General features: G+C 43.6%; 25 protein-coding genes. 20 read left to right on the forward strand and 5 right to left on the reverse strand.

Annotated elements, in window-relative coordinates:
* Positions 1-80: 80 nt before the first annotated feature.
* The 5 genes from V1498_RS09130 (at position 81) to V1498_RS09150 (ending at position 5,315) form a co-directional block, all read left to right on the forward strand.
* Positions 81-1,430, forward strand: coding sequence for a maltose ABC transporter substrate-binding protein (locus V1498_RS09130; protein ID WP_409298428.1), 1,350 nt, complete (start codon positions 81-83; stop codon positions 1,428-1,430).
* Positions 1,431-1,583: 153 nt separating this feature from the next.
* Positions 1,584-2,963: a carbohydrate ABC transporter permease gene (locus V1498_RS09135; protein ID WP_409298429.1), complete on the forward strand. Its 1,380-nt coding sequence runs from the start codon at positions 1,584-1,586 to the stop codon at positions 2,961-2,963.
* Position 2,964: 1 nt separating this feature from the next.
* Positions 2,965-3,855 carry a sugar ABC transporter permease gene (locus V1498_RS09140; RefSeq protein ID WP_409298430.1) on the forward strand — a complete coding sequence of 297 codons (891 nt, stop codon included), beginning with the start codon at positions 2,965-2,967 and terminating at the stop codon, positions 3,853-3,855.
* Between the two features lie 96 nt (positions 3,856-3,951).
* On the forward strand, positions 3,952-5,001 hold the full coding sequence (locus V1498_RS09145; RefSeq protein ID WP_409298431.1) for a LacI family DNA-binding transcriptional regulator: 1,050 nt from the start codon (positions 3,952-3,954) through the stop codon (positions 4,999-5,001).
* Positions 5,002-5,126: 125 nt separating this feature from the next.
* Positions 5,127-5,315, forward strand: coding sequence for a DUF378 domain-containing protein (locus V1498_RS09150; protein WP_409298433.1), 189 nt, complete (start codon positions 5,127-5,129; stop codon positions 5,313-5,315).
* 70 nt (positions 5,316-5,385) lie between these two features.
* Here the strand turns inward: V1498_RS09150 and V1498_RS09155 are convergent, their stop codons facing one another.
* Positions 5,386-6,180: a VOC family protein gene (locus V1498_RS09155; RefSeq protein ID WP_409298435.1), complete on the reverse strand. Its 795-nt coding sequence runs from the start codon at positions 6,178-6,180 to the stop codon at positions 5,386-5,388.
* 370 nt (positions 6,181-6,550) lie between these two features.
* Positions 6,551-6,838 (reverse strand): hypothetical protein, encoded by a 288-nt coding sequence (locus V1498_RS09160; RefSeq protein WP_409298436.1) that lies wholly within the window; start codon positions 6,836-6,838, stop codon positions 6,551-6,553.
* A gap of 278 nt (positions 6,839-7,116) precedes the next feature.
* Here V1498_RS09160 and V1498_RS09165 point away from each other — a divergent pair, with 278 nt between their 5' ends.
* The 7 genes from V1498_RS09165 to V1498_RS09195 all read left to right on the forward strand — a co-directional run bounded on the left by V1498_RS09165 (position 7,117) and on the right by V1498_RS09195 (position 12,281).
* Positions 7,117-7,473 (forward strand): STAS domain-containing protein, encoded by a 357-nt coding sequence (locus V1498_RS09165; protein WP_409288584.1) that lies wholly within the window; start codon positions 7,117-7,119, stop codon positions 7,471-7,473.
* Entirely contained in the window at positions 7,470-7,874 is a 405-nt protein-coding gene (locus V1498_RS09170) for an anti-sigma regulatory factor (protein ID WP_409298438.1), read from the forward strand. The genes V1498_RS09165 and V1498_RS09170 overlap by 4 nt, the downstream gene beginning before the upstream one ends.
* Before the next feature lie 96 nt (positions 7,875-7,970).
* Positions 7,971-8,153 (forward strand): CsbD family protein, encoded by a 183-nt coding sequence (locus V1498_RS09175; RefSeq protein WP_409298439.1) that lies wholly within the window; start codon positions 7,971-7,973, stop codon positions 8,151-8,153.
* A 504-nt stretch (positions 8,154-8,657) separates the two neighbouring features.
* Entirely contained in the window at positions 8,658-9,854 is a 1,197-nt protein-coding gene (locus V1498_RS09180) for a DUF4062 domain-containing protein (RefSeq protein ID WP_409298441.1), read from the forward strand.
* Positions 9,841-9,981, forward strand: a complete 141-nt coding sequence (locus V1498_RS09185) for a hypothetical protein (protein ID WP_409288578.1) — start codon at positions 9,841-9,843, stop codon at positions 9,979-9,981. Before V1498_RS09180 ends, V1498_RS09185 begins: the two co-directional genes overlap by 14 nt.
* A 103-nt stretch (positions 9,982-10,084) precedes the next feature.
* A complete protein-coding gene (locus V1498_RS09190; RefSeq protein WP_409298443.1) occupies positions 10,085-10,543 on the forward strand; it encodes a hypothetical protein in 459 nt (152 codons plus the stop codon).
* Between the two features lie 292 nt (positions 10,544-10,835).
* Entirely contained in the window at positions 10,836-12,281 is a 1,446-nt protein-coding gene (locus V1498_RS09195) for a nicotinate phosphoribosyltransferase (protein ID WP_409298445.1), read from the forward strand.
* A 32-nt stretch (positions 12,282-12,313) separates the two neighbouring features.
* Here V1498_RS09195 and V1498_RS09200 read toward each other — a convergent pair whose 3' ends face one another.
* Positions 12,314-12,433: a 3-methyladenine DNA glycosylase gene (locus V1498_RS09200; protein WP_409298447.1), complete on the reverse strand. Its 120-nt coding sequence runs from the start codon at positions 12,431-12,433 to the stop codon at positions 12,314-12,316.
* 195 nt (positions 12,434-12,628) lie between these two features.
* Here V1498_RS09200 and V1498_RS09205 point away from each other — a divergent pair, with 195 nt between their 5' ends.
* Positions 12,629-13,033 (forward strand): hypothetical protein, encoded by a 405-nt coding sequence (locus tag V1498_RS09205; protein ID WP_409298449.1) that lies wholly within the window; start codon positions 12,629-12,631, stop codon positions 13,031-13,033.
* 62 nt (positions 13,034-13,095) lie between these two features.
* A complete protein-coding gene (locus V1498_RS09210; RefSeq protein ID WP_409298450.1) occupies positions 13,096-13,686 on the forward strand; it encodes a hypothetical protein in 591 nt (196 codons plus the stop codon).
* A 48-nt stretch (positions 13,687-13,734) separates the two neighbouring features.
* Here V1498_RS09210 and V1498_RS09215 read toward each other — a convergent pair whose 3' ends face one another.
* Positions 13,735-13,866: a hypothetical protein gene (locus V1498_RS09215; protein ID WP_409298452.1), complete on the reverse strand. Its 132-nt coding sequence runs from the start codon at positions 13,864-13,866 to the stop codon at positions 13,735-13,737.
* A 181-nt stretch (positions 13,867-14,047) separates the two neighbouring features.
* Between V1498_RS09215 and nadE the strand changes: the two genes are divergently transcribed.
* The 4 genes from nadE to V1498_RS09235 all read left to right on the forward strand — a co-directional run bounded on the left by nadE (position 14,048) and on the right by V1498_RS09235 (position 17,497).
* Complete coding sequence (gene nadE / locus V1498_RS09220) at positions 14,048-14,872, forward strand: ammonia-dependent NAD(+) synthetase (RefSeq protein ID WP_409298453.1); 825 nt, start codon at positions 14,048-14,050, stop codon at positions 14,870-14,872.
* Between the two features lie 284 nt (positions 14,873-15,156).
* Positions 15,157-16,344: an MFS transporter gene (locus V1498_RS09225; protein ID WP_409298455.1), complete on the forward strand. Its 1,188-nt coding sequence runs from the start codon at positions 15,157-15,159 to the stop codon at positions 16,342-16,344.
* A gap of 94 nt (positions 16,345-16,438) precedes the next feature.
* Complete coding sequence (locus tag V1498_RS09230; protein WP_409298456.1) at positions 16,439-16,627, forward strand: DUF1657 domain-containing protein; 189 nt, start codon at positions 16,439-16,441, stop codon at positions 16,625-16,627.
* Between the two features lie 15 nt (positions 16,628-16,642).
* A complete protein-coding gene (locus V1498_RS09235; protein ID WP_409298457.1) occupies positions 16,643-17,497 on the forward strand; it encodes a DUF421 domain-containing protein in 855 nt (284 codons plus the stop codon).
* Positions 17,498-17,622: 125 nt separating this feature from the next.
* Here V1498_RS09235 and V1498_RS09240 read toward each other — a convergent pair whose 3' ends face one another.
* Positions 17,623-17,841, reverse strand: a complete 219-nt coding sequence (locus tag V1498_RS09240; RefSeq protein WP_409298459.1) for a hypothetical protein — start codon at positions 17,839-17,841, stop codon at positions 17,623-17,625.
* Between the two features lie 305 nt (positions 17,842-18,146).
* Here V1498_RS09240 and arcA point away from each other — a divergent pair, with 305 nt between their 5' ends.
* Both arcA and V1498_RS09250 read left to right on the forward strand, forming a co-directional pair.
* On the forward strand, positions 18,147-19,388 hold the full coding sequence (gene arcA / locus V1498_RS09245) for an arginine deiminase (RefSeq protein ID WP_409299232.1): 1,242 nt from the start codon (positions 18,147-18,149) through the stop codon (positions 19,386-19,388).
* 704 nt (positions 19,389-20,092) lie between these two features.
* Positions 20,093-20,989 (forward strand): WD40/YVTN/BNR-like repeat-containing protein, encoded by an 897-nt coding sequence (locus V1498_RS09250; protein ID WP_409298460.1) that lies wholly within the window; start codon positions 20,093-20,095, stop codon positions 20,987-20,989.
* Positions 20,990-21,233 lie beyond the last annotated feature (244 nt).

The following is a 21,233-nucleotide window of genomic DNA, read 5'->3' on the forward strand; positions in this document are numbered from 1 at the left end:
TGACATTATAAATCTAATATAATATGATTTTTGTGAAAACGGTTGCTCAGCCGTTTAAATTAAGGGAGAGGTGCTAGAAAATGAAAAAGGCTGTAAAAAAATGGTCGCTGCTGCTTTTGGCTTTATCATTAGTGCTTGTAGCTTTTGCTGGCTGCAGCAAGAAAGAAAACGCTTCCAATGCAGAGAAAGAAGAAGCTAAAGATGATCTGCCGTGGGATGAAAAAGAAAACGGTTACAAAATAGAAAAAGATCTTCTTGAGGGAAATGGCTCTTTAAAATTCTGGACTGATAATGACGACTATGCAAACGCTATTATTGAAGCTTGGAATAAAAAATATCCAAAAGTAAAAGTAGAGTATGAAAAAGTTGGCGCGGTTGACGCAAGGTCCAAAATGGCGCTTGACGGCGAAGCGGGCCTTGGTGCTGACGTTTTCATCCAGCCGCATGACGGAATCGGCCCATCACTTGCAGATTCAATCATCGGCCCTATGGGGCGCTATGATGAACAGCTTAAAGATAAAATTATTAAGTCTTCCCTTGGAACTGTAGAAAATGACGGCCAATATTATGGTGTTCCAATTTCCACAGAATCTCTTGCATTATTCTATAACAAGACGCTTCTTAAGGAACTGACTGGTTCTGATGAGCCGGCAAAAGATTGGAAAGACATTGTCGAGCTTTCTAAGAAATACAATAACAAAGCTAAGAACCAATGGACAATCCGCTGGGAATCAGGAAACTCTTATACAAACCATTTCTTCCTGACTGCAAATGGCTTTGAACTTTTTGGAAAAGACGGAAATGATCCTAAGAAATTGAACTTCGAATCAGAGGAAGTAACAAAAGGCCTGGAATTCTTCCAAACCCTTCGCCCAGTATGGGATGTAAATGCTGAAGATGCAACAAACGATACAACAACACTTGAATTCGTAAAAGGCAAGACTCCATACCTGATCACAGGACCATGGGCCATTGCTGATGCAAACAAAGGTGCAGAAAAGAACAAGTTTGAATATGGTATCACTACAATTCCATCTATTAATGGAGAAAAGCCGAAAACATTCTCCGGAAACCAGATCGCTAACGTCTCTGCTTATTCTAAATATCCTGGAGCAGCGCGTGTGTTCGCAATGTTCCTGGCCTCTGAAGAAGGCGCAGAAGTACTATACAAAACAACTGGAAAGCTTCCAGCTTTAAAGGATAAAGCAGCATCCAAAGTAGATGGCCTTGCTGATGACGAGCTTCTTAAAGGAGTTGCCGAGCAGGCTGCCAACTCAACGCCAATGCCATCCATTCCGGAAATGGCAAGTTATTGGGATCCTGCCAAGGCTATGTATGTAAATGTGTGGAACGGTCTGCTTGACATCAAAGCAGCTCAAAAGAAAGCAACTGAAGATTATCAGGCATTGCTGCAGTCACAAGGTAAATAATCCTGAATTTTTGTAAACGATTGCCTCTCCACGTTAAAGTGGATGAGGCAATTTATTATAAATAGGAGTTATTTCTAACAATTGAATATTACAATCCAGTTTGGGATTGCTGACTTATATAGGGGAACCTATTCAAAAAAGGGGGAGAGAAACATGGAGAATGGAATGCCAAACCAAAAACCGGTCATACCCGGGATTGCCTCTGCCGTTATCTGGGGCCTTGGCCAGCTTATGAATAAACAGCCTGTTAAGGCATTATTCTTTTTCTTCATGCAGACCCTGTTGGTACTGATAGAAGTGCTGACAGGACAATATTCAGATTTATCGGGCGGCTACAGCTTCCGGGAAAATGGAGGCTTCTTCCTTAAAGGGCTCTGGGGCATGACGACACTAGGGGAAATTCCAAGGCGGATGTCAATTACCGGGCTAACAGATGGGGATCACTCGATTGTACTATTGATTAACGGAATTATTGGTGTCATATTCCTTTTAATCTTTGCTTCCATATACATATGGAACATCAAAGATGCTGTCAAAACCCGGAGGCAGGTAAATAAGACAGGGATTGTTCCTAAGACAAGGGAATATATCGATGAACTGTGGAGCAGCATGTTCGAGTACATTGTTCTGACTCCTTCCATCATTATGCTTGTGCTTATTTGTTTGATGCCGATTATCTTCGGCATGGTTATTGCCTTCACCAATTACAACGGTTCCCACCTTCCTCCTGCAAAGCTTGTAGATTGGGTTGGATTCGATAATTTCATTAATTTGTTCCAGCTTCCTATTTGGTCCAGGACTTTCATGGGTGTGTTCGGCTGGACTCTAGCCTGGGCCGTGCTTTCAACGGTCACGTGTTTCTTTGGAGGGTTATTCCAGGCGGTCATCCTTAACAATAAGCGGGTAAAAGGGAAAAAAGTCTGGCGGACCATTTTCATCCTGCCATGGGCCATTCCCGGGATGATCTCACTGCTCGTTTTCAAAACGCTGTTTAATGGCCAATTCGGGCCAGTCAGCCAGTTTTTGATGGATATCGGCCTTGCGGACCACAGGATATCCTGGTTCACGGATTCTTCCTCGCCGAACCTGGCAAGGGCTATGATTCTATTAATTAATTTATGGCTTGGTTTTCCTTATTTCATGGCATTGATGAGCGGTATCATGACCAGCCTGGATAAAGAGATATTCGAAGCGGCAAAAATCGATGGTGCCAACCCTTCACAGGAATTTTGGAAACTTACATTTCCTCTAGTCCTGAGTGCGACGGCTCCGCTGTTGATCATGTCCTTTGCAGCGAATTTCAATAACTTCGGGGTCATCTACTTCCTTACCCAGGGCGGTCCTACCAACCCGAGTTATCAATTTGCGGGATACACCGACATTCTAATCACCTGGATTTATAAGCTCACCATTGATAATAAGATGTACAATATGGCGTCCGTTATGTCCATAATCATATTCCTGGTAATCGGGTCAATCTCGGCCTGGAATTTCTCCAGAACCAACGCCTTTAAAGATGAGGAGGGTGCATAAGATGGAAACTGTAACAAGCATGAATAAGAACACAGCAGTCAAGGCGCGCAGCAAGACATCCTATAAAATCAAGAACGCCGTTATTACCATCTTGATTTATGCACAGCTCATTATTGTAGCTGCAGCAGTCATTTTTCCGATCATCTGGATTGTGGGCGCATCTTTTGGTGAATCAACGGGCCTTGCCAATGCAACACCCATACCTGAAAATCCGACGATCATCCATTATGTGAATCTGATAGAAAAAACTAAATTCCTCGACTGGTACTGGAACACATTTAAAATTGCCGTGCTCAACATGATCTTTTCTGTCCTGCTCAGCACGTCGGCAGCTTACATTTTTTCAAGGTTTAAGTTCAAGGGAAAAAAGGCGGGCCTCATGGCAATCCTAATCCTTCAGATGTTCCCATCCTTCATGGGGATGATCGCCATCTACATCCTATTCTTGAATTTCGGCCTGTTAAACAGCCATTGGGGATTGGTCATTGTTTATGCAGCCGGCCAGATTCCATTCAATACCTGGCTGATCAAAGGATATTTGCAGTCCGTTCCTAAATCTCTCGATGAATCTGCCATGATTGACGGGGCGACTAAGACGCAGATATTCTTCAAGATCATCCTGCCGCTGTCTAAGCCGATTCTTACATTTGTAGCCCTCACTCAGTTTATGGCTCCATGGATGGACTTCATCCTTCCAAGGCTATTGATCAGCTCGAATGACAAAAAGACTCTGGCAATCGGTTTGTTTGAATTTATTAATGGAAATACCAATACCAACTTTACGATGTTCGCAGCAGGAGCCATCCTGGTCGCGGTTCCGATTACCATTCTGTATGCATTCCTGCAGAAATACCTAATAAGCGGAATTACGGCAGGTGCGAATAAAGGGTAACTGAAGACAATCAGGGATTTGCTTTCTTCCTGATGGGCAAGTTATGATAGTTTTAAATTAATGAAGATGTGAAATTTGAAATTAGGACTGGTCAGTATGGCAATTACAATTAAAGATATAGCCAAAGAGGCAAATGTTGCACCTTCGACAGTCTCAAGGGTGATAGCAGACAGCCCGAAAATAACTGAGAAAACGAAAAAAAAGGTCCGCAAGGTAATGGACCAGCTGGGCTATTACCCAAACTTTCACGCTAGAAATCTGGCAAACCGGGCAACAAAATCCATAGGGATAGTTATGCCCGTCTCTGCTCAAAGAGGAAACCATTTCTTTCAGAATCCCTTCTTCCAGGATGTGATCAAAGGCATCGGTGCCTTTGCCAATGCGGCGGATTATTCATTATATATTACCACTGGTGAAACGGATGAGGAGATATATGATGATGTGATCAAAATGGTAAAGGGAAAACGAGTGGACGGCATCATTCTGTTGTACTCAAGCGAAGAAGATCCTGTGATAAAATTCCTGACTGGCCAATCGTTCCCCTTTGTCCTGGTCGGACGGCCGCCAGAGGATATCGGCAGGAAAATCACTTTTGTGGATAATGATAACTATGCGGTTTCAAGGGAGCTCACGGAATATCTCCTTTCACTGGGACATGAGCGGATTGCGTTCATTGGGGGAAAAAAGAAACTGATTGTAACCCAGAACAGGCTTAATGGCTTTCAGGATGCCCTGGCTCTTGCCGGCATCACAATCCCGGATTCTTATATAAAACATACAGATTTTATCATGGATGGCGGAAAGAAGGCAGTCACTGAACTGCTGGATGTCCGGGACAGGCCCACAGCCTTATTTGTGACAGATGACATACTTGCACTGGGCATTCTGAATGCCCTGCACGAACGGGGCATAATAGTGCCGGAAGAAATGAATGTTGTCAGTTTCAACAACCTGTTTTTCTCAGAATTCACCTCGCCGCCGCTGACAACAGTTGAGGTCCATATCTATCAGCTTGGTTATGAGGCAGCACGCTGTGTAGTGGACTTGATTGAAGAGGAAAACAGTTCACCAAAGTGCATAACGGTCCCGACGGAAATTATACCGCGGAAGACTACTCATCAGGTCAGAATGAAAGAATTTAATTGATAATCGAGGGGCCCGGGAGTTCTGGGCCTCCTTTTTTATTTATCGAAAAGCACAAACACCAGGGAAGGATGCCGCATATGATACCTCAGAAATCGCTTTCGATACTGGATAGGGAGGTTGTCCATATGAAATTTTTATCCTTCATTACCTGGCTTCTGCTTGCTGCAGGTGGCCTTAATTGGGCTTTTGAAGCAGCGGGCTACAATTTTGTCGATGGGCTGTTAGGTTCAGCACCAACTGCTGTCAGTACGGTATACTGGCTGATTGGCTTGTCTGCACTTTACCAAATATATCTGAAATTAACAGGGAAATAGCTGTCTGAGAATGGATGACGCCTCCGATCCACTTTTACAGAAAGAGGATCGGAGGCTTTTTTTGGCTGCCTTAAAATAGATAATAGCCGCCCCTCATTTCATGGATTTTTTCCTGGCCGGTGTTACCGGTAAATTTTATTCCAAATGGCCCTTCTCCTTTATTGGAAAGAATCTGCTTGATGAGCCCCTCGCCTTTTGGTTCTAGAAAGGTGATGGAAGCGCTGCTTAATTTTACTTCCGTACATATGGCATTCCATTCCCTGCTATTGGTGTAAGACTTAATTTTTCTGATATTGAACCACTTCGTCCAGTTTTTGATCACTGAATCGATATCGCGGACTGCGTAAAGGACGCTGCCGATATCTGCTGTCTGATTCATTGATCCATCGCTCGTTCCCTTTAGTCTTTTCCCTCCCGAAAGGTTCCATTCGATGAAGAAAGGGAGATGGAAGGAGGACATTCCAGATGAAACAAAGAGCATCTGCCATCTGAGCAGCTCACCTGTACCGGTCATCCGCTGCCCGGAAAAAGGCCCGGCAACCGTTAAGCCCAGCTTAGAAAAAGTAATGGCATCACCCTCGATATTATCCGTCCTTAGTGCTATTTGAAAGATGCCTTCAGCACCATTCAAGGCTGATATCTGGCTGATCAGCGGATTATCGCTGTTTCGGGCTGTCTCCCGATTATCAATGCTTAATAACTCCAAATAGCTGCTGCCAAAGTAGGAAATACTGTTACTTGTTCCCCAATCAGGGTGCCTGCCGCCTTCCTGCATCCCTATGCCCTTCTTATTGAATATTTGTGCTGCCTGCTGCCTGCTGTTCACTGCATGAACGATATGGTCTAGTTCTATCAATATACGCATTCCCTTCATCTTTGCCGTTTGATTTATTTTACAACTCTTTATCTGATTATTAAAACGAAAAGAATGCGGGTTCGGACACTGGTCAGAAAAGATTCCTCGAGTTTAGACCGGCGGTCCTCAGGACACGTTTTTAATTGAGATCGGCTGGCGGGGAGATGTGTATATGAGGAAGTGAAATTGACCGATTCCTGCGGCTGGCAGGCCTGGCTGCATATTGCCGGGTCTGCATGTTATAGAGGATAATAAGATGATGGATGAAGGTTATCAGGTAGGGTACTCAGTATTTTAACAAAGATTTAGAAAATGAGGGTTATGCCTGGCAATCCGCCAGGTTATTTCAGTGCGTCTAAATGGTTTGGGACATTTTATCTCAATATATGCGCCGGTCTTTCCGAAAAGCCCTCCAGCTGCTTTTTAAGGAGGAATATGTACCGATTGCTCCGTAACCGTAAAAATATCCCATGAATACAGCTCCCCAGAAATTGTTAGGATGACTTAAAAACAGGGAAACCAAGAGGCCGGCCGCCAATGCAAAATAAGGTATGAAATGCTTAGGCACCATTAAGAAAAGCTTAACGGCTTCTGTAAGAAGCATTACTGCCGGGACAGCAATCACGCCATCCCAAAAGTTCGTTTGGATCAGCGGGAAATCGAACAAAATTATCCACTCCTTTATATGAAGCGATCACCCAGCCGGCATTATCTTCCAGAGATATCCTGGCAGGTTCAGCATACAGTCAAGAATTAGATTCTCCAGATTAAGGAATTTTATTCCTATATAAGATGAATTCAGTAAACTGCAGGAAACCGCAGAAGCATTTTTCGTGAATAATTAGGATATGGATACTATTACCTGGATATTTAGGGTGTTTTTTGATAGGATTTAAGTTAGACTGCATAAGGTAGTTAATAGACTCCTTACTAGGGGGAACAAGTATGAGGATTCCAATATTAAAGTTAAATAATCTACTCTTAGTTTCTATACAGATTGAACTGGATGACCAGAGCGCATTACAGCTGCAGGAAGATCTTCTGGAGAAAATCCATGAAACTTCCGCTGGAGGAGTCGTCATCGATCTTACATCGCTGGACATGATTGATTCATTTATAGCAAAAGTACTAGGTGATATCGTAAGTATGTCCGGATTGATGGGGAGCAAGGTCGTATTGACCGGCATCCAGCCAGCTGTTGCCATCACACTTGTTGAGCTCGGAATTACATTATATGCAGCAAATACTGCCATCGACTTAGAAAAAGGTATTGAGATACTTAACGAAAGCGGTGTGCAATGACCATTAAAGAGAATATTCCTATCGTATCCGAGTGGGATATCGTTGCTGCACGCCAGGCAGGCAGGAATGCGGCAAAGGAGCTTGGTTTCAGTTCAGTGGATCAGGCCAGGATTACTACAGCCATTTCTGAACTGGCTAGGAATATCTTTTTGTATGCACTTCCCGGTAATATCATTCTGGAAGAAATCATGGATAATCATAGAAAAGGGCTTAAAATAATATCTGCAGACAAAGGTCCTGGAATGAAGGATATCAAACTGGCGCTTGAAGATGGATACTCAACATCCGGCGGTCTTGGTGCAGGGGTCCCCGGGGTAAAGCGTCTTATGGACGATTTCTCCATCGACTCAGCCGAGGATGAAGGAACGAGGATTGAAGCCATTAAATGGCTGAGAAGGTAACAAGAGCATGGGCATTATGCCGTGCTCTTTTTTTGTTTAACCCCGCATTGGCTGGGTAAATAGTAAACATACCTGCTATATAAGGAGGAATTAATAATGAGTGGTACATCAGATAAGTTAAAAGGTGCAGTAAGCAAGGCAAAAGGTGAATTTAAAGACCAGGTTGGAAATGCGTCCGGTAATAAGGACATGCAGGCGGAAGGAAAATCAGACAAAGCAAAAGGCAGCCTGCAGGATACTGTCGGAAATGTAAAAGACAGCTTCAAATCTGATCGATAAGAGAAGTTAAGACCCCGGAGCAAGCTCATCCCCCTGAGCCTGCTCCGGTTTTTTTATGTGGAAAAGGGGCGGAGCTGCAAGTCTCATAAGGCTTCGTGCAGCGGGGTGGTAACATCGCTTTCTTGCGGGCTCATGCCTGCGCCTTATACCGCTCCACCGCCCCATTGTGTTTGTTCCTGCTCTTGTCCAGGTCTTTTCCGTTAATGTGCAATACAATCTACCGCTAAATACTTCAAAACTTTTATAAGGAAAATAAATAGGGAAAATTTAGGATAGGTCCTGGGTGATAAGAATCGCTCACTTTTTTCATGAATCTGCTGAATAATATAGTCTCTTTAGCTCATTTTGTCCCCGTATAGCACAAATGGGTCATCTGTTGCAAGGAAAATACATAACTTTAATAGAATAATAAAAAAAGTAATTATGTTGTCATGGCCAGTCACTGAACCCAGGTACCCCCAATGCTTATAGCAAACAAATCAGGAAAACTGTGGAGGTGGAGTTATGCAGACAGGAACCAAAATCTTTATAAGCTCAGCCTATGAAAATGAACTGAAGCCATTAAGGAAGAAAATTATGGAGACTTTAGCATGCGCTGGCCATTTTCCTTTATTGTTTGAAGAGAACTTTGGGGTGTGGGGCCAGGACAAAATTGAAACCTGCATCAATAAGGTAAAGGAATCCGATATCTTCCTCCTTTTTCTTTCGGAAAAAAGCGGAAGTTTCACGGAAAAAGATCCGCGTGTCACTGCCACTTATGTAGAATTCCATTATGCCAAGAAGGAAAAAAAACTTATCATTCCGTTTGTAAATGATTGGATAAAAAGTCTGTATTTTAGCGATATCAAGCAATTAATAGCGGAGGAACTTTATAAATTCAGGTCAAAATTCTACAGATTTCCCGGCCATATCTATGATATTGTGGAACCATTGATTAAGGATATCCAGCGGACCAGGGAATATCTGTACAAAAGAATCAAAGACGTCGACCCGTTCGTCTGGGCCTTTTTATACGATGTAGACCAGAGCTGCCCATTCCTTTATGATGTAGTACTTGCAAATTCCGATGAGCTTTGCAAAACTGTCAATATTTATTTAAGTAATTACCTGCACAAGGGCATAGAATACTTAAAGAACGAGGAAGAAACAAAAGAAAGCCTGAACCTGGCGCCAAAGCTAAAAAAATACAAAGATTTCTCCTTCCAGATCATAAGGTCCTTCAAATCCGGTTCCCCACAGCTCGATATCGTGCTTAAGGAGTTGTCACAAGTCCTCAAGGGTGCGAATATTTATAATAGAAAAGGGTATTATGTAAGGGAAGAAATCGCTTCCTTCGGGGATTGCAGCGCCATTTCGCTTTATAGAAGAAAGGGAGACAGCCTTGTCTATGTCTCCCATTACGGGAATGTTACTCCGCGGCCCGGGTTTTCCCTCCAGGATGAAGATGCCTTTGTTTCAAAGACCTATATATTAAACGGCGATGTCGAGTATCTATTCTATAATGAAGAAAAGCATCAGCTTTATCTAACAAAAAGAATTGGAGAAATGGTCATGTGCGCACATTTTCCATTTCAAGAATTTTGGTCTTCGAATGAGGTAGCTGCTCTTCAAGAAGAGATTTTTTCTGCTATACTAAAAGAGAGAATTTATTTGGATTTTGCAGCTGATTTAATTGGAGGGTTGGATATTGAAAAAGAATAAATCCGTCTTAGTGGCTTCAACACCAAAAAAGCTGTCCAGGGCAGCATCTGATCAGAAGCTAGACAGCCTGGTAAAAAACAGCCAGAGACTGCTGGGAGCTTTAAACAAGCCGGTTCAGCGCAGTTAAGGAGCTCTCTTTGCAAGCGGCCGCCGTTTTACGTGCAAAGAGGCTCTTTATTTTGTCTGCAATTATTCATGGAAATTTTGATTATCTGAAATGAGGAGAAACCATGTCTGCTGTGCGTCTTCCTATGCCTGCGGCCATACAGCTCGAAAAGCTGAAAGCTGCCGGTGCCCCGAATGATATTTTAATACATGCTGTTAAGTCCCGTTGTTTTACATACCTCTCTGATTATGTGAATGATATTTCTGCCGTCTCCTTTTTTGAAGACTATGCCGGAAAGCACCAAATCGACTGTATAACGGCCATTGAACACGGCTATCAATTTAAATTTTTGACGATCAACGGTCTTAAAAACTACCTGATTATCAGGTTTGCATTAAAGGAAAATATAGATTTTTTTATTTCCGATGCTTGCATTGATAGGGTGAAGCTCCAAAGGATCTGGCTTCCTGAACTGAAGAGGACTGTCCCTGATCTATGGAGCATTGAAATAACTGATGATCATCCCGGCAGTGAAAATATTTTGGCTAAGTTTTCAGGGGCAGCGATGCCTGTTGCTTTCTGAGTTGTATTGTAAGCATGAGCCGGAGCCTGGCATACCTCTGCCAGGTATTTTTGTTTTTTCTTCTGGGGATAATTTTCTGGACAGCAGGCGGCTTATAATTTATGCTCGTAAAATGAATCTAACTCTTTCATGAAGGGAACAATCAGCTTACAAAGAATGATTCTGCAGGTATTCTACTGACACAGTGTACATCATTTCATCAATAAAGGGTAAAGAAAATAGAATGCCGCGCTGGCCGCCTGAAGGCCAGGGGCAGGCTGATTGATACATATACAAATAGGCGGTGAAGGTTATGGATAATAGTTACGCGCTGCATACTGATTTATATCAAATTAATATGGCAGAAACTTACTGGGCAGACGGCATCCATCAAAATAGGGCTGTATTTGATCTTTACTTCAGGAAGCTCCCGTTTGGAAATGGATTTGGTGTATTTGCAGGTCTGGAAAAGATTATTGAATACCTGGGAGAATTTAAATTTTCCGGGACTGATATTGAATATCTGAAAACTCTTGGCTATCAGGATGATTTCCTCGAGTATCTGGCAGATCTCCGTTTCACTGGTAATCTTCGTTCCATGCAGGAGGGGGAGCTGGTTTTCGGGAATGAACCTATATTAAGAGTGGAAGCGCCGCTCGCAGAAGCACAGTTAATTGAAACAGCCCTGCTGAATATTGTGAATTATCAAACCTTGATAGCTACGAAAGCGGCCAGGATTAAACATGTAGCCGGAGATGGTGTCTTGCTGGAATTTGGCACAAGAAGGGCCCATGAGTTTGATGCAGCATTATGGGGGACCAGGGCAGCGTTTATCGGAGGCTTTAACGGCACAAGCAATGTTAAGGCTGGCAAATTGTTTGGGCTCCCTGTATCTGGCACACACGCACACGCTATGGTTCAGGCATACCAAGACGATTACACAGCTTTTTATAAATATGCACAAAGGCATAAGGACTGCGTATTTTTAGTCGACACATATGACACGCTGAGGTCAGGGGTCCCAAGCGCCATAAAGGTGGCGAAGGAACTTGGCGATAAAATCAACTTCCGGGCCATTAGGCTTGACAGCGGGGACATGGCCTATTTATCGAAGGAAGCAAGAAAAATGCTGGATGAAGCAGGCTTCAAGGATACAAAGATTGTAGCCTCGAGCGATCTGGATGAGTATACAATGATCAACCTTAAAACACAGGGAGCAAAAATTGATATCTGGGGTGTCGGCACCAAGCTTATCACCGCTTATGAGCAGGCTGCCCTTGGTGCGGTGTACAAGCTCGTGTCCATTGAAAAGGATGGACAGATGGCCGATACCATCAAAATTTCCTCGAATCCGGAAAAAGTAACAACACCAGGAATAAAAAATGTATACCGGATCATCAATAAGAAAACAGGCAAGTCAGAGGGCGATTATATTACTTTATCAACTGAACGGCCATACGAGGAAGCCAGAATAAAAATGTTCCACCCGGTCCATACGTATATCTCAAAATATGTAGAGGATTTCGAAGCGAAAGAACTCCACAAGGACATCTTTGTAAACGGCAAAATGGTGTATAACCTGCCGGACGTATCATCCATTCAGGATTTTCATGAAAGCAGCCTGAATTTTCTTTGGGAAGAGTATATGCGGACCATGAATCCGCAAGAGTACCCGGTCGATCTGAGCCAGAAATGCTGGGATAACAAAATGGCCAGCATAGAAGGTGTCCGGAATAAGGTAGAATCGATGAGATCATAAAGAAAGGCTGTCCCTTGCCGGGACAGCCTTTCTTATTTGGATTCTGTTTTGTCATTTTTGTCAGGATCGCGCTGAGGATCGATATCCTGGTTGTTTTCCTCTTTCTTCTCCTGTTCCACTGAATCGTTCTGATGGTTATCCTTTTCTGTCATCGATCATCCCTCCTTATGTTCTCTATATGTATGTACCCTAACCTAATTAGGGAAAAACACAAAAATGTACCGTTGGATTGGTTGAAAGACTCGGAAAATAGGCAGGTAAAAATGATGTACATAGTCAAATTGTCCATTCCACTTATGATCCTTTTGAATAAATTAGTCTTAGAACGACTGAAGGGAGGTCATACTATGGCAGTTTGGTTTAATAATGGAGGAAACGGCTGGGGCGGAGGATCAAGACGCCCGCAGGGAGGCGGCTCTGGCTCAAGCAGGTCAAACTCTGATTCAGATGTAGATTTTGACTTTGATAATGATGTTGATAGTAAATCTAACTCGAATTCTGATGTAGACAACGACATAAATACCAAGAATATCAGTGATAATGACAATGATAATGAAAACGATCTTGTAAATAACAACAAGAGTAATTCGCACTCCGATTCTGAAGTGAAAAACAGCGGAAATGCAAAAGTGGATTTCAGCATCGATATCGATGTGGATTCCGACTCCAATGCAAGGGTCAGATCCAGGGCGAATTCTGATGCAGATTCTGATCAAGAGCAGGATCAGGATCAAGAGCAGGATCAGGACTAGTCTTATAAGGCGGGAGAGGCAGCCCTCATCCCGCCTATTAATTATCATTAGGGGAGATGTCAATGGAGAACTATGACCGCAGGGGCTTTTTTCTCCCTTTTAGACGTCCGGATAACGGGGGCGAACTTTTTAGAAGAAGACCAACCCTCAGAGCGGAGCTGCCAGAATCACAAACGTTGGATTTGTCATTGGAAAACCAGGCTATATTAGATTCAGACCTTGTCAATGAAGTCATTCAGGAGAATGGACAAAGTCAGGGGACAGACAACAGGCAGAACTCTATGCTCAGTCAGGATATTCAAACCAATTCACAGTCACAAGTAAATCACAGCGGCAACTCTGACGTCGATGTTAATGTAAACGTAGAGGTGGATACCACAGCCATCGCCTATGCATTGCTGTGTTCGATGGCGGCCATGGGGCAGATGAGTCCGGCTGAATTTGATGATGCAGTAAGCAGGCTTGAGGGTTTGGCAAAACGAAAAGAAAAGAAAAACAAGCCAATGTCAAAGAAGACAGAGCCTCATGGCGGCGGGAAAGGAAACGCAGACCCTCCTGAAAATGGAGATAAGAAGCAGAGGAACCCTAAAAAGAAAAAATTCACTGCCAGTCCTTCTGTCGTCAAAATGTATGACCCGAATAATAGAGGATGACTTCAGGGCCTGGGTGGCTTGGCAAAGTCATCCTCTTTATGCTGGTTTTCATTCATAGAAAAATGGGAATGGCTCTTCTTCATATTCGCTGTAGCAGTCAAGGCAGAGCTTTCCCTGATCCGCTCTGGCGACGGCTTCTTCCTCAAATAATACTAATCCGCAGGATAAACAAAAATACACAGCTTGACCTCCTGGTACATATTTCTTTGCAGTATGCCCTGTTTCTGAAACTTCTATAACATGTTCAAAATGTTTATCCAGTAAAAGTCAGGGAAAATTATATAACAGTATTTTTTATTACTTGCGTCATTACATGTATACTAAAAAGGTGTACATATATAGGATGTTAGGAGCTGTTAGGATGAATTTGCAAAAAAAGATCATAGAAGAGCTTAAAGTTAAGCCGGAAATCGATGCAAAGGAAGAGATTAGAAGAAGTATCGATTTAATGAAGAGTTATTTAAAGAAAAATTCTTTCTTAAAATCGATGACTCTCGGAATTTCAGGAGGTCAGGATTCGACACTTGCCGGAAAGCTTGCCCAGATGGCTGTAGATGAGCTGAACGAGGAGAGTGGCGGGAACAACTATTCTTTCATCGCTGTCCGCCTCCCTTATGGCGAGCAAAAGGATGAACAAGATGCGCAGGATGCCATCCGCTTCATCAATCCTACAAAACTTGTGACAGTTAATATTAAACCTGCAGTTGAAGCAAGTACAGCTTCACTTCAGGAAGCCGGAATTAAATTGACCGATTTCCAAAAAGGAAACGAAAAAGCCAGGGAAAGAATGAAGGCACAATACAGCATCGCTGCTGCAGGAGGCGGCATCGTGCTTGGTACCGACCATGCCGCAGAAGCCATCACCGGGTTCTACACAAAGCATGGTGACGGTGCTTGTGATCTGCTTCCGCTCTATCGATTGAATAAGAGGCAGGGCCGTGAACTTCTGATGGAGCTAGGCTGTCCGGAACATTTATATAAAAAAGCGCCGACAGCAGATCTTGAAGAAAATAAGCCTGGTATTCCAGATGAATCAGCTCTGGGTGTGAGCTATGAAGCCATTGATGATTATCTGGAAGGAAAGGAAATTGATCCGGCACAGGCAAAGATCATCGAAGGTCATTACCTTAAATCAGAGCACAAACGCCAGCATGCGGTCACTGTGTTTGATGATTGGTGGAAATAATAACCAAAAGGCAGATTCCTTAAGGATTCTGCCTTTTTCTGTGGAAAAGGGGAGGAGCAGCATGTATCATAAGGCTCCCCATAACTAGGTGTGAACATTATTTATCTTACTGTCGTTCCTGCCTTTGCCTTACTCCGCTCCACCGCTCCACCCCTCATTGTGTTTGTACCTGCTTTTGCGAGTAGAAAACTCATAGTGGATTTTTTTGAAAAACACCTCTCTTTTTCCGGTAAATATGCTTAAATAGTATAGACAGCTAGAATTCAATGTCTGGGGGAAGTAGTTTGAATAAGCAGATACAAAGGGAGCTTATAAGTTTAAAGAGCTTCTATTTATTTACCTTCTTTGCGGTTGGAAGCACAGCTCCGCTTTTGAGTGTGTTTTTGAGCAAGGAAAAAGGGCTTGACGGATTTGAAATAGGAACCATCATGTCCATCGGTCCAATCGTCATGATTTTTTTTCAGCCATTTTGGGGGATACTCACGGACAAAATCCAGGCTCCACGGCGGGTTCTTGCATTTACATCATTGCTGGCGGGAATTATGGGCCTCGGCTATCTCCTTGAGGGTGGATTCACCTACCTTTTGACAGTGGCAATTCTGGTCGCGGTATTCCAAAGCGCCATTATCCCTGTATCTGACAGCATCACCATGATGTACACAGCCAGGACGAAGCAGAATTATGGGGCAGTGCGGCTCTACGGCTCGCTTGGCTTTGGGCTCGCGGTGTTCATCATTGGCCGGCTCTCCGATTTATACCTGGGCCTGGAACTCATTTTTTATGCTTTTTTTATCACCCTGTTTATTTCTACTTTTCTTTCGGGCTATCTGCCGAAGGAGCAGCCTGGTGCAAATGTCAATATCCTGCTTGGGGTGAAAGATTTATTATCCATGAAGAAGTTTGTGGTATTCCTCGCCATCACATTCCTGATCTTCGGCCCAAACCTTGCCAATAACACCTACTTTGGATTGTTTGTAGAAGCAAGGGGGGGAACATATACCGGCATTGGAATTGCCTTTCTGGTTGCCGTTTTATCGGAAATTCCATTTATGCGGGCGGCCGGGGACTGGATCCATAAAATCGGTTTGCTGCCCATTGCATTGATAGCTGGGATTTCATCCCTGGTCAGATGGTCCTTTTATTTCACTGAACCAAATATTACAGTCATTTACATATCAGCCGTCATTCAGGGACTTTCTGTTGGTCTTTTCCTGCCTGCAGGACTGCAATATATCAGGGAAATAGCCCCAGTCCAGATAGCAGTGACGGCCGTAACCATATATTCAGCGGTAGGAAATGGGTTAGGCAACTGGTTCCACACCTTTGTCGGTGGAATCGTGCTGGATAAATTCCAAATCCATGGTGTATACCTGTTCTTCAGTTTCATGACCCTCCTCGGCGTCATCCTTAATCTGTATCTAATCCGGCTTGAAAAGGATTCAAGCACACAGACCGCATATTCACAAAGCTGACACTGCCTGCTGGCAGTGTTTTTTACATATCCCCACATGAAAAATGAAATACTATGGTAAAAACCACACCATTGTCGGAAAAGGCAGGTAAAACATGACGGCAGAAATCGATATAAAAAAAACGTTAGCCTCTTTAAAAGGAATAGAGGCACAGCTTTCCATCCAGGCTTTATCCGCTCGTGACAAAAGTGCCCAGACTGCTTTTCATGAGGCCATGGTCCGGGTCGGCGAAATCAAACATACTGTACAAAGACAGCTGTATGCCAAAAATGAAGCAGAATAGAAGGAGGAGCAGGAATTGAGCCTATCTTCTATTGCGGCGCGTTCCCTTATATTCATCATCATCCTATTTATCACGACCAAGATCCTTGGCAAAAAACATATATCCCAGCTGTCCCTGTTTGAATACATATCCGGAATCACATTGGGTGACATCGCAGGAGAGGTTATCCTCGGCAGGGACATTGGTATCATCCATGGCTTGACCGGCATTGTCATCATTGCGGGTGTGTCCTATCTGACAGATGTTTTATCCATAAAAAACCGGAAATTCAGAGCATTGATTGAAGGACAGGACACCGTGTTCATTCAGGATGGAAAAATTCTTGAAGATCACTTGAAAAAAGAAAATTATTCCATTGAAGATTTGTCAGCACTCCTTCGGGAAAAAGGAGTCTTCAATGTCAAGGATGTGGAGTTCGCTGTCCTGGAACCAAAAGGAAAACTGAGCATCCTCTTGAAAAAGGAAAATCAGCCCCTGACCGGCAAGGACCTCAAGCTTTTCATGCCCAATGAAAAAGAACCACAGACGGTGATCATGGATGGGCAGGTCATCTTTGAAGCACTTGGTAAGACGGGCTGCACCCTGGAGTGGCTCAACAGCGAACTCGAAAAACGGGGGGCATCCCAGGAAAATGTTTTCCTCGCCCAGGTGGACACCTATGGAGAACTGACACTCGACCTCTATAACGACCACCATACCATCAATACGCCGAGTGAACGCCAGCTGCTTTTTGCCAGCATGAAAAAAGTCCAGGCAGAACTCGAGCTGCTTGCGTTAAATTCTGAAAACCAGACACGCCAACATGATTTTTCAGCATGTGCAGAAAAGCTTAAGGGAGTGCTGACAGAAGTGGAAGGGTATTTAGGATAACTCTTCGCATAAGAAAAAAATATCAATATGCTTTTAAAGATCAAGACAGGCAGGCTGCGAGGCACAGCCGGACTCAGGTCAGCAGGAAAAACCCGCAGGATAACCCTGCAGGTTTTTGCTGCTGATTATTCATAGCTGTCATCTTCGAAATAATTCCGGAAATCCTTTTTATCTGCTTTAGAATCTTCCGCCGGCATATAAGGATTGCTTTCAGTAACAGATTGGGAATCAAGTTTGGTTTCAATGACAAGAGATGGGCCGGACATTCGTTTTTCACCGATAAAACGGTCATCCAGCTCTTTAAAATCAGGAAGATGATCGTTGCCAGGCTTTGTTGGTTCCATCAATATGACCTCCTTTATGATAATTTGCTTCCCGACGAGCTGAATATGTATTTAAAAGCTCAGGAAAACAGGCCGTTGGTTTCTAGAGGAGTTCTGTGTGGAAGTTCCTTTGTCGCAGCGGTTCACTGCCCGTCTCATATTGAAAACAACTCCTTTCTTTAATCCTCTCATGCGATAACAGTCTCCCGTATTGACGATTAAGCTCCGCCTGATTAGGGTATTGTTCTTTAGAACAGAAAAATTTAAGGTGGGGAAAATGCATGAGCCAGCTGCTTGATCTTTCAAAACAAAATAGAGATGAAGTCATGGGAGGAACGCAGGCCGACCAGACAGTCATCCATCCTTTAAATATCACGTCCGAAATAGGAACCTTAAAAAAGGTCCTGCTTCAGCGTCCGGGTGGTGAAATTGAACATCTGGTTCCCGACTATTTAGAGAGACTGCTTTTTGACGATATCCCATACCTGCCGGCAATACAAAAGGAACATGATTTTTTCGCCGATGCTTTAAGGGCAAGGGGTACAGAGGTGGTATACCTTGAAGACCTTGCCGCGGGAGCCTTGCATACTCAATCCATCCGAAAGCAGTTTGTAACAGACGTACTTCAGGAAAGCTGTGCGGATAATCAGGCACTCTGCAAAGAACTTGAAGAATTCCTCCTTGCTCTGCCCTCAAAGGAACTTGTCCTTCAGGTAATGAAGGGCATGCTTAATTATACCCCTGAAGAAGCTACCCGGTTCAGGAACCTGGATACATACCCGTTCTCGCTTGATCCAATGCCAAACCTCTATTTTACGAGGGACCCTGCAGCCGTGATCGGCAATGGGATATCAATTAATAAGATGGACCGTAAAGCGAGGCAGAGAGAGACTCTCTTTATGAATTATATATTAAGATATCATCCGGATTTCGCTCCATTTGATATTCCGATCTGGTTCAATAGGGATAAATCCCATTCCCTTGAGGGAGGGGATATGCTGGTGCTGAGTTCTGAAGTCGTGGCTATCGGAATCAGTGACAGGACATCAAGGAAAGCAATTGAAGAAATAGCGAAAAACTTATTCCAAAAATCAAAAACGATCAAGAAGGTGGTAGGGATCGAAATTCCTAAAACACGCGCCTTCATGCATTTGGATACTGTATTTACGATGGTGGACCGGGATAAATTCACCATTCACCCAGCCATCATGGGGCCGGACGGTAAAATGGATCTATACGTAATGGAACCGGATGAAGACGGCATACAGATTACGGTTAGGGATGATTTATTCTCTGTCCTGAAGGAGCTTCTGGACCTTGAAGACCTTGTTCTGATTCCATGCGGCGGCGGTGATCCAATCGCAGCGGCGAGGGAACAGTGGAATGACGGCTCCAATACATTAGCCATCGCGCCGGGAGTTGTCGTCACATATGACAGGAACTATATCTCAAATGAGACACTGAGAAGCAGTGGAGTAGAGGTTATTGAAGTGCTGAGCTCCGAACTTGCCCGGGGCAGGGGCGGCCCGCGCTGCATGAGCATGCCGCTTTACCGGGAAAATTTATGAGTTCTGATGGATTGTCCCTTTCTTGCGGGACAGTCTCTTTTTCATATTGTCTCCAAATGGGGCATGTTTTTGCTGCTCCATTCAAAATCGGCGTTTATTTCAAAAATCCAAGGAGTCAGTAATCCACCATCATAATGAATCCATAGACGAATACAGCAGCAGGAAAAAGGATAAAAATCCAATTAAGTATCTGCAGACCAATAAAAAGTGAAGAGGCTCCATGTTTTGAGACCTTTTTTATATAAAGAAAGGAAACAAAAGCGAATACCGGTGAGGAGAAGCCGAGTATCCCAAAATTAGGTTCAGATGCGTCTATCAGCTCTTCAATCAAAAAAACCAGGAATATGATATTGACCAGGACCAGGGATATTGGAAACAGTATATTGAAGTTGGTTAACTTTATAGCAGCATTCCCCTTTCTTTGTTATTTCCATTTTATTACACTGTAAATATTCAATGGGAACTTTGAAGATCCTCCATGAAACACATGAAGACAAAACATTTATTTTCATAGGCTGTTTCCGTAAATATTGGGGCTGCTGAACATAAAGAATGATTAACGCTACGGGCACTCTGCCTGTGCAGGGCGGGCGGTGAGCCCCCAAAAAAAAACTATCTTTTAAAATACAGATTCGATAAAACAAAATGTGCATATTTTCATTTTATAGTATGATGGGATTATACAGGGTTTAGGGGGAAACACCATGAAGAACATTAAGGCAGCGGTACTATTGTCAGCCTGCATACTGGCAGTCCTCACCGGATGCCAGACAGATAAACATACATCAAGCTATTTCCAAAGTTCTAAAAAGGCATCATTTAATCACATAAAAGGGCTGGGCTTTGCCGGAGAGTCTACTCTATTTATAGCAACCGAAAAAGGGATACATAAATATGAAGACTCAAAGTGGCATGCGCCGTCGAAAAATCGGAATGATTATCTCTCGCTTGCTGTCGCGGAGGATGGAATCTATACCAGCGGATATAAAGATGGCTCCAAAGGAAACCCCCTTGGCCTTGTAAAGAGCAAGAATCAGGGGAAAAGCCTGAATACTGCCGGCGGAATCGAGAAGCAGGCGTATGATCAGCTGGCAGCAAGCTTCAAGACAGGCGAGGTTTACCTTTTCAGCAGGACAGAGGGCGGAATTCTCCATACTGCCGACGGAGGAAAGAATTGGTCGAAAAGCAAGCTTAAGGGTTTAACGTCCAAACAGCTTGGCGGGATGGCGGCTGATCCTGATCAGGCTGGCAGTATTGGCATATTCGCCAAGGAAGGCATTTTCCTTTCCACTGACCATGGCGGGTCCTTTCGACTATTTCCGTCTGAAGCTCCTGTCACTGCCCTGGCATTCGGAGAAGACTCGATTCTTTATGCGGACTTAAATGAGGGAAGGCCAGCCATCTACCTGCTGGAACTTGCCACGATGAGCAAGAGACAATTATCATTTCTTGATGCCAGGCCAAACAATCCCATCCTTTATTTGAGTGTAAATCCGGAGGACCAGGAAATGATTGCTGCAGCAACCTATGATAACGAAATTTTCCTTTCCAGGAATTCAGGACAGACGTGGGAGCAGATAAAGAACTCAAAAAAGAAGTAACGGCACCAAGAAGACGCGATATGCGTCTTTTTTTCGGATTTTTTTAGGAGAGACTTAACAATATATCCGGCAGAGTCTGGAGATTAATTATAAATTCCTATTCCTGAAATTGCATGATAAGCAGAGGGTCAGACGAATATAATGATTATGGCTGGCTTGCGGCTGACGGAGTCCCTCTTCTTATTTTACTGCTAAGCCTGCTAATCTGATTGATGGCTTTTATATAGAATATTTTGATAGAATA

This window comes from Paraperibacillus marinus, assembly GCF_046237605.1.
Lineage (GTDB): Bacteria > Bacillota > Bacilli > Bacillales > DSM-1321 > Paraperibacillus > Paraperibacillus marinus.

Bases quoted from the DNA above. Each gene is read 5' to 3' on its own strand.
- V1498_RS09130 (WP_409298428.1), top strand. From the start codon at position 81: ATGAAAAAGGCTGTAAAAAAATGGTCGCTGCTGCTTTTGGCTTTATCA.
- V1498_RS09135 (WP_409298429.1), top strand. From the start codon at position 1,584: ATGGAGAATGGAATGCCAAACCAAAAACCGGTCATACCCGGGATTGCC.
- V1498_RS09140 (WP_409298430.1), top strand. From the start codon at position 2,965: ATGGAAACTGTAACAAGCATGAATAAGAACACAGCAGTCAAGGCGCGC.
- V1498_RS09145 (WP_409298431.1), top strand. From the start codon at position 3,952: ATGGCAATTACAATTAAAGATATAGCCAAAGAGGCAAATGTTGCACCT.
- V1498_RS09150 (WP_409298433.1), top strand. From the start codon at position 5,127: ATGAAATTTTTATCCTTCATTACCTGGCTTCTGCTTGCTGCAGGTGGC.
- V1498_RS09155 (WP_409298435.1), bottom strand. From the start codon at position 6,180: ATGCGTATATTGATAGAACTAGACCATATCGTTCATGCAGTGAACAGC.
- V1498_RS09165 (WP_409288584.1), top strand. From the start codon at position 7,117: ATGAGGATTCCAATATTAAAGTTAAATAATCTACTCTTAGTTTCTATA.
- V1498_RS09170 (WP_409298438.1), top strand. From the start codon at position 7,470: ATGACCATTAAAGAGAATATTCCTATCGTATCCGAGTGGGATATCGTT.
- V1498_RS09175 (WP_409298439.1), top strand. From the start codon at position 7,971: ATGAGTGGTACATCAGATAAGTTAAAAGGTGCAGTAAGCAAGGCAAAA.
- V1498_RS09180 (WP_409298441.1), top strand. From the start codon at position 8,658: ATGCAGACAGGAACCAAAATCTTTATAAGCTCAGCCTATGAAAATGAA.
- V1498_RS09190 (WP_409298443.1), top strand. From the start codon at position 10,085: ATGTCTGCTGTGCGTCTTCCTATGCCTGCGGCCATACAGCTCGAAAAG.
- V1498_RS09195 (WP_409298445.1), top strand. From the start codon at position 10,836: ATGGATAATAGTTACGCGCTGCATACTGATTTATATCAAATTAATATG.
- V1498_RS09200 (WP_409298447.1), bottom strand. From the start codon at position 12,433: ATGACAGAAAAGGATAACCATCAGAACGATTCAGTGGAACAGGAGAAG.
- V1498_RS09205 (WP_409298449.1), top strand. From the start codon at position 12,629: ATGGCAGTTTGGTTTAATAATGGAGGAAACGGCTGGGGCGGAGGATCA.
- V1498_RS09210 (WP_409298450.1), top strand. From the start codon at position 13,096: ATGGAGAACTATGACCGCAGGGGCTTTTTTCTCCCTTTTAGACGTCCG.
- nadE (WP_409298453.1), top strand. From the start codon at position 14,048: ATGAATTTGCAAAAAAAGATCATAGAAGAGCTTAAAGTTAAGCCGGAA.
- V1498_RS09230 (WP_409298456.1), top strand. From the start codon at position 16,439: ATGACGGCAGAAATCGATATAAAAAAAACGTTAGCCTCTTTAAAAGGA.
- V1498_RS09240 (WP_409298459.1), bottom strand. From the start codon at position 17,841: ATGGAACCAACAAAGCCTGGCAACGATCATCTTCCTGATTTTAAAGAG.
- arcA (WP_409299232.1), top strand. From the start codon at position 18,147: ATGGGAGGAACGCAGGCCGACCAGACAGTCATCCATCCTTTAAATATC.
- V1498_RS09250 (WP_409298460.1), top strand. From the start codon at position 20,093: ATGAAGAACATTAAGGCAGCGGTACTATTGTCAGCCTGCATACTGGCA.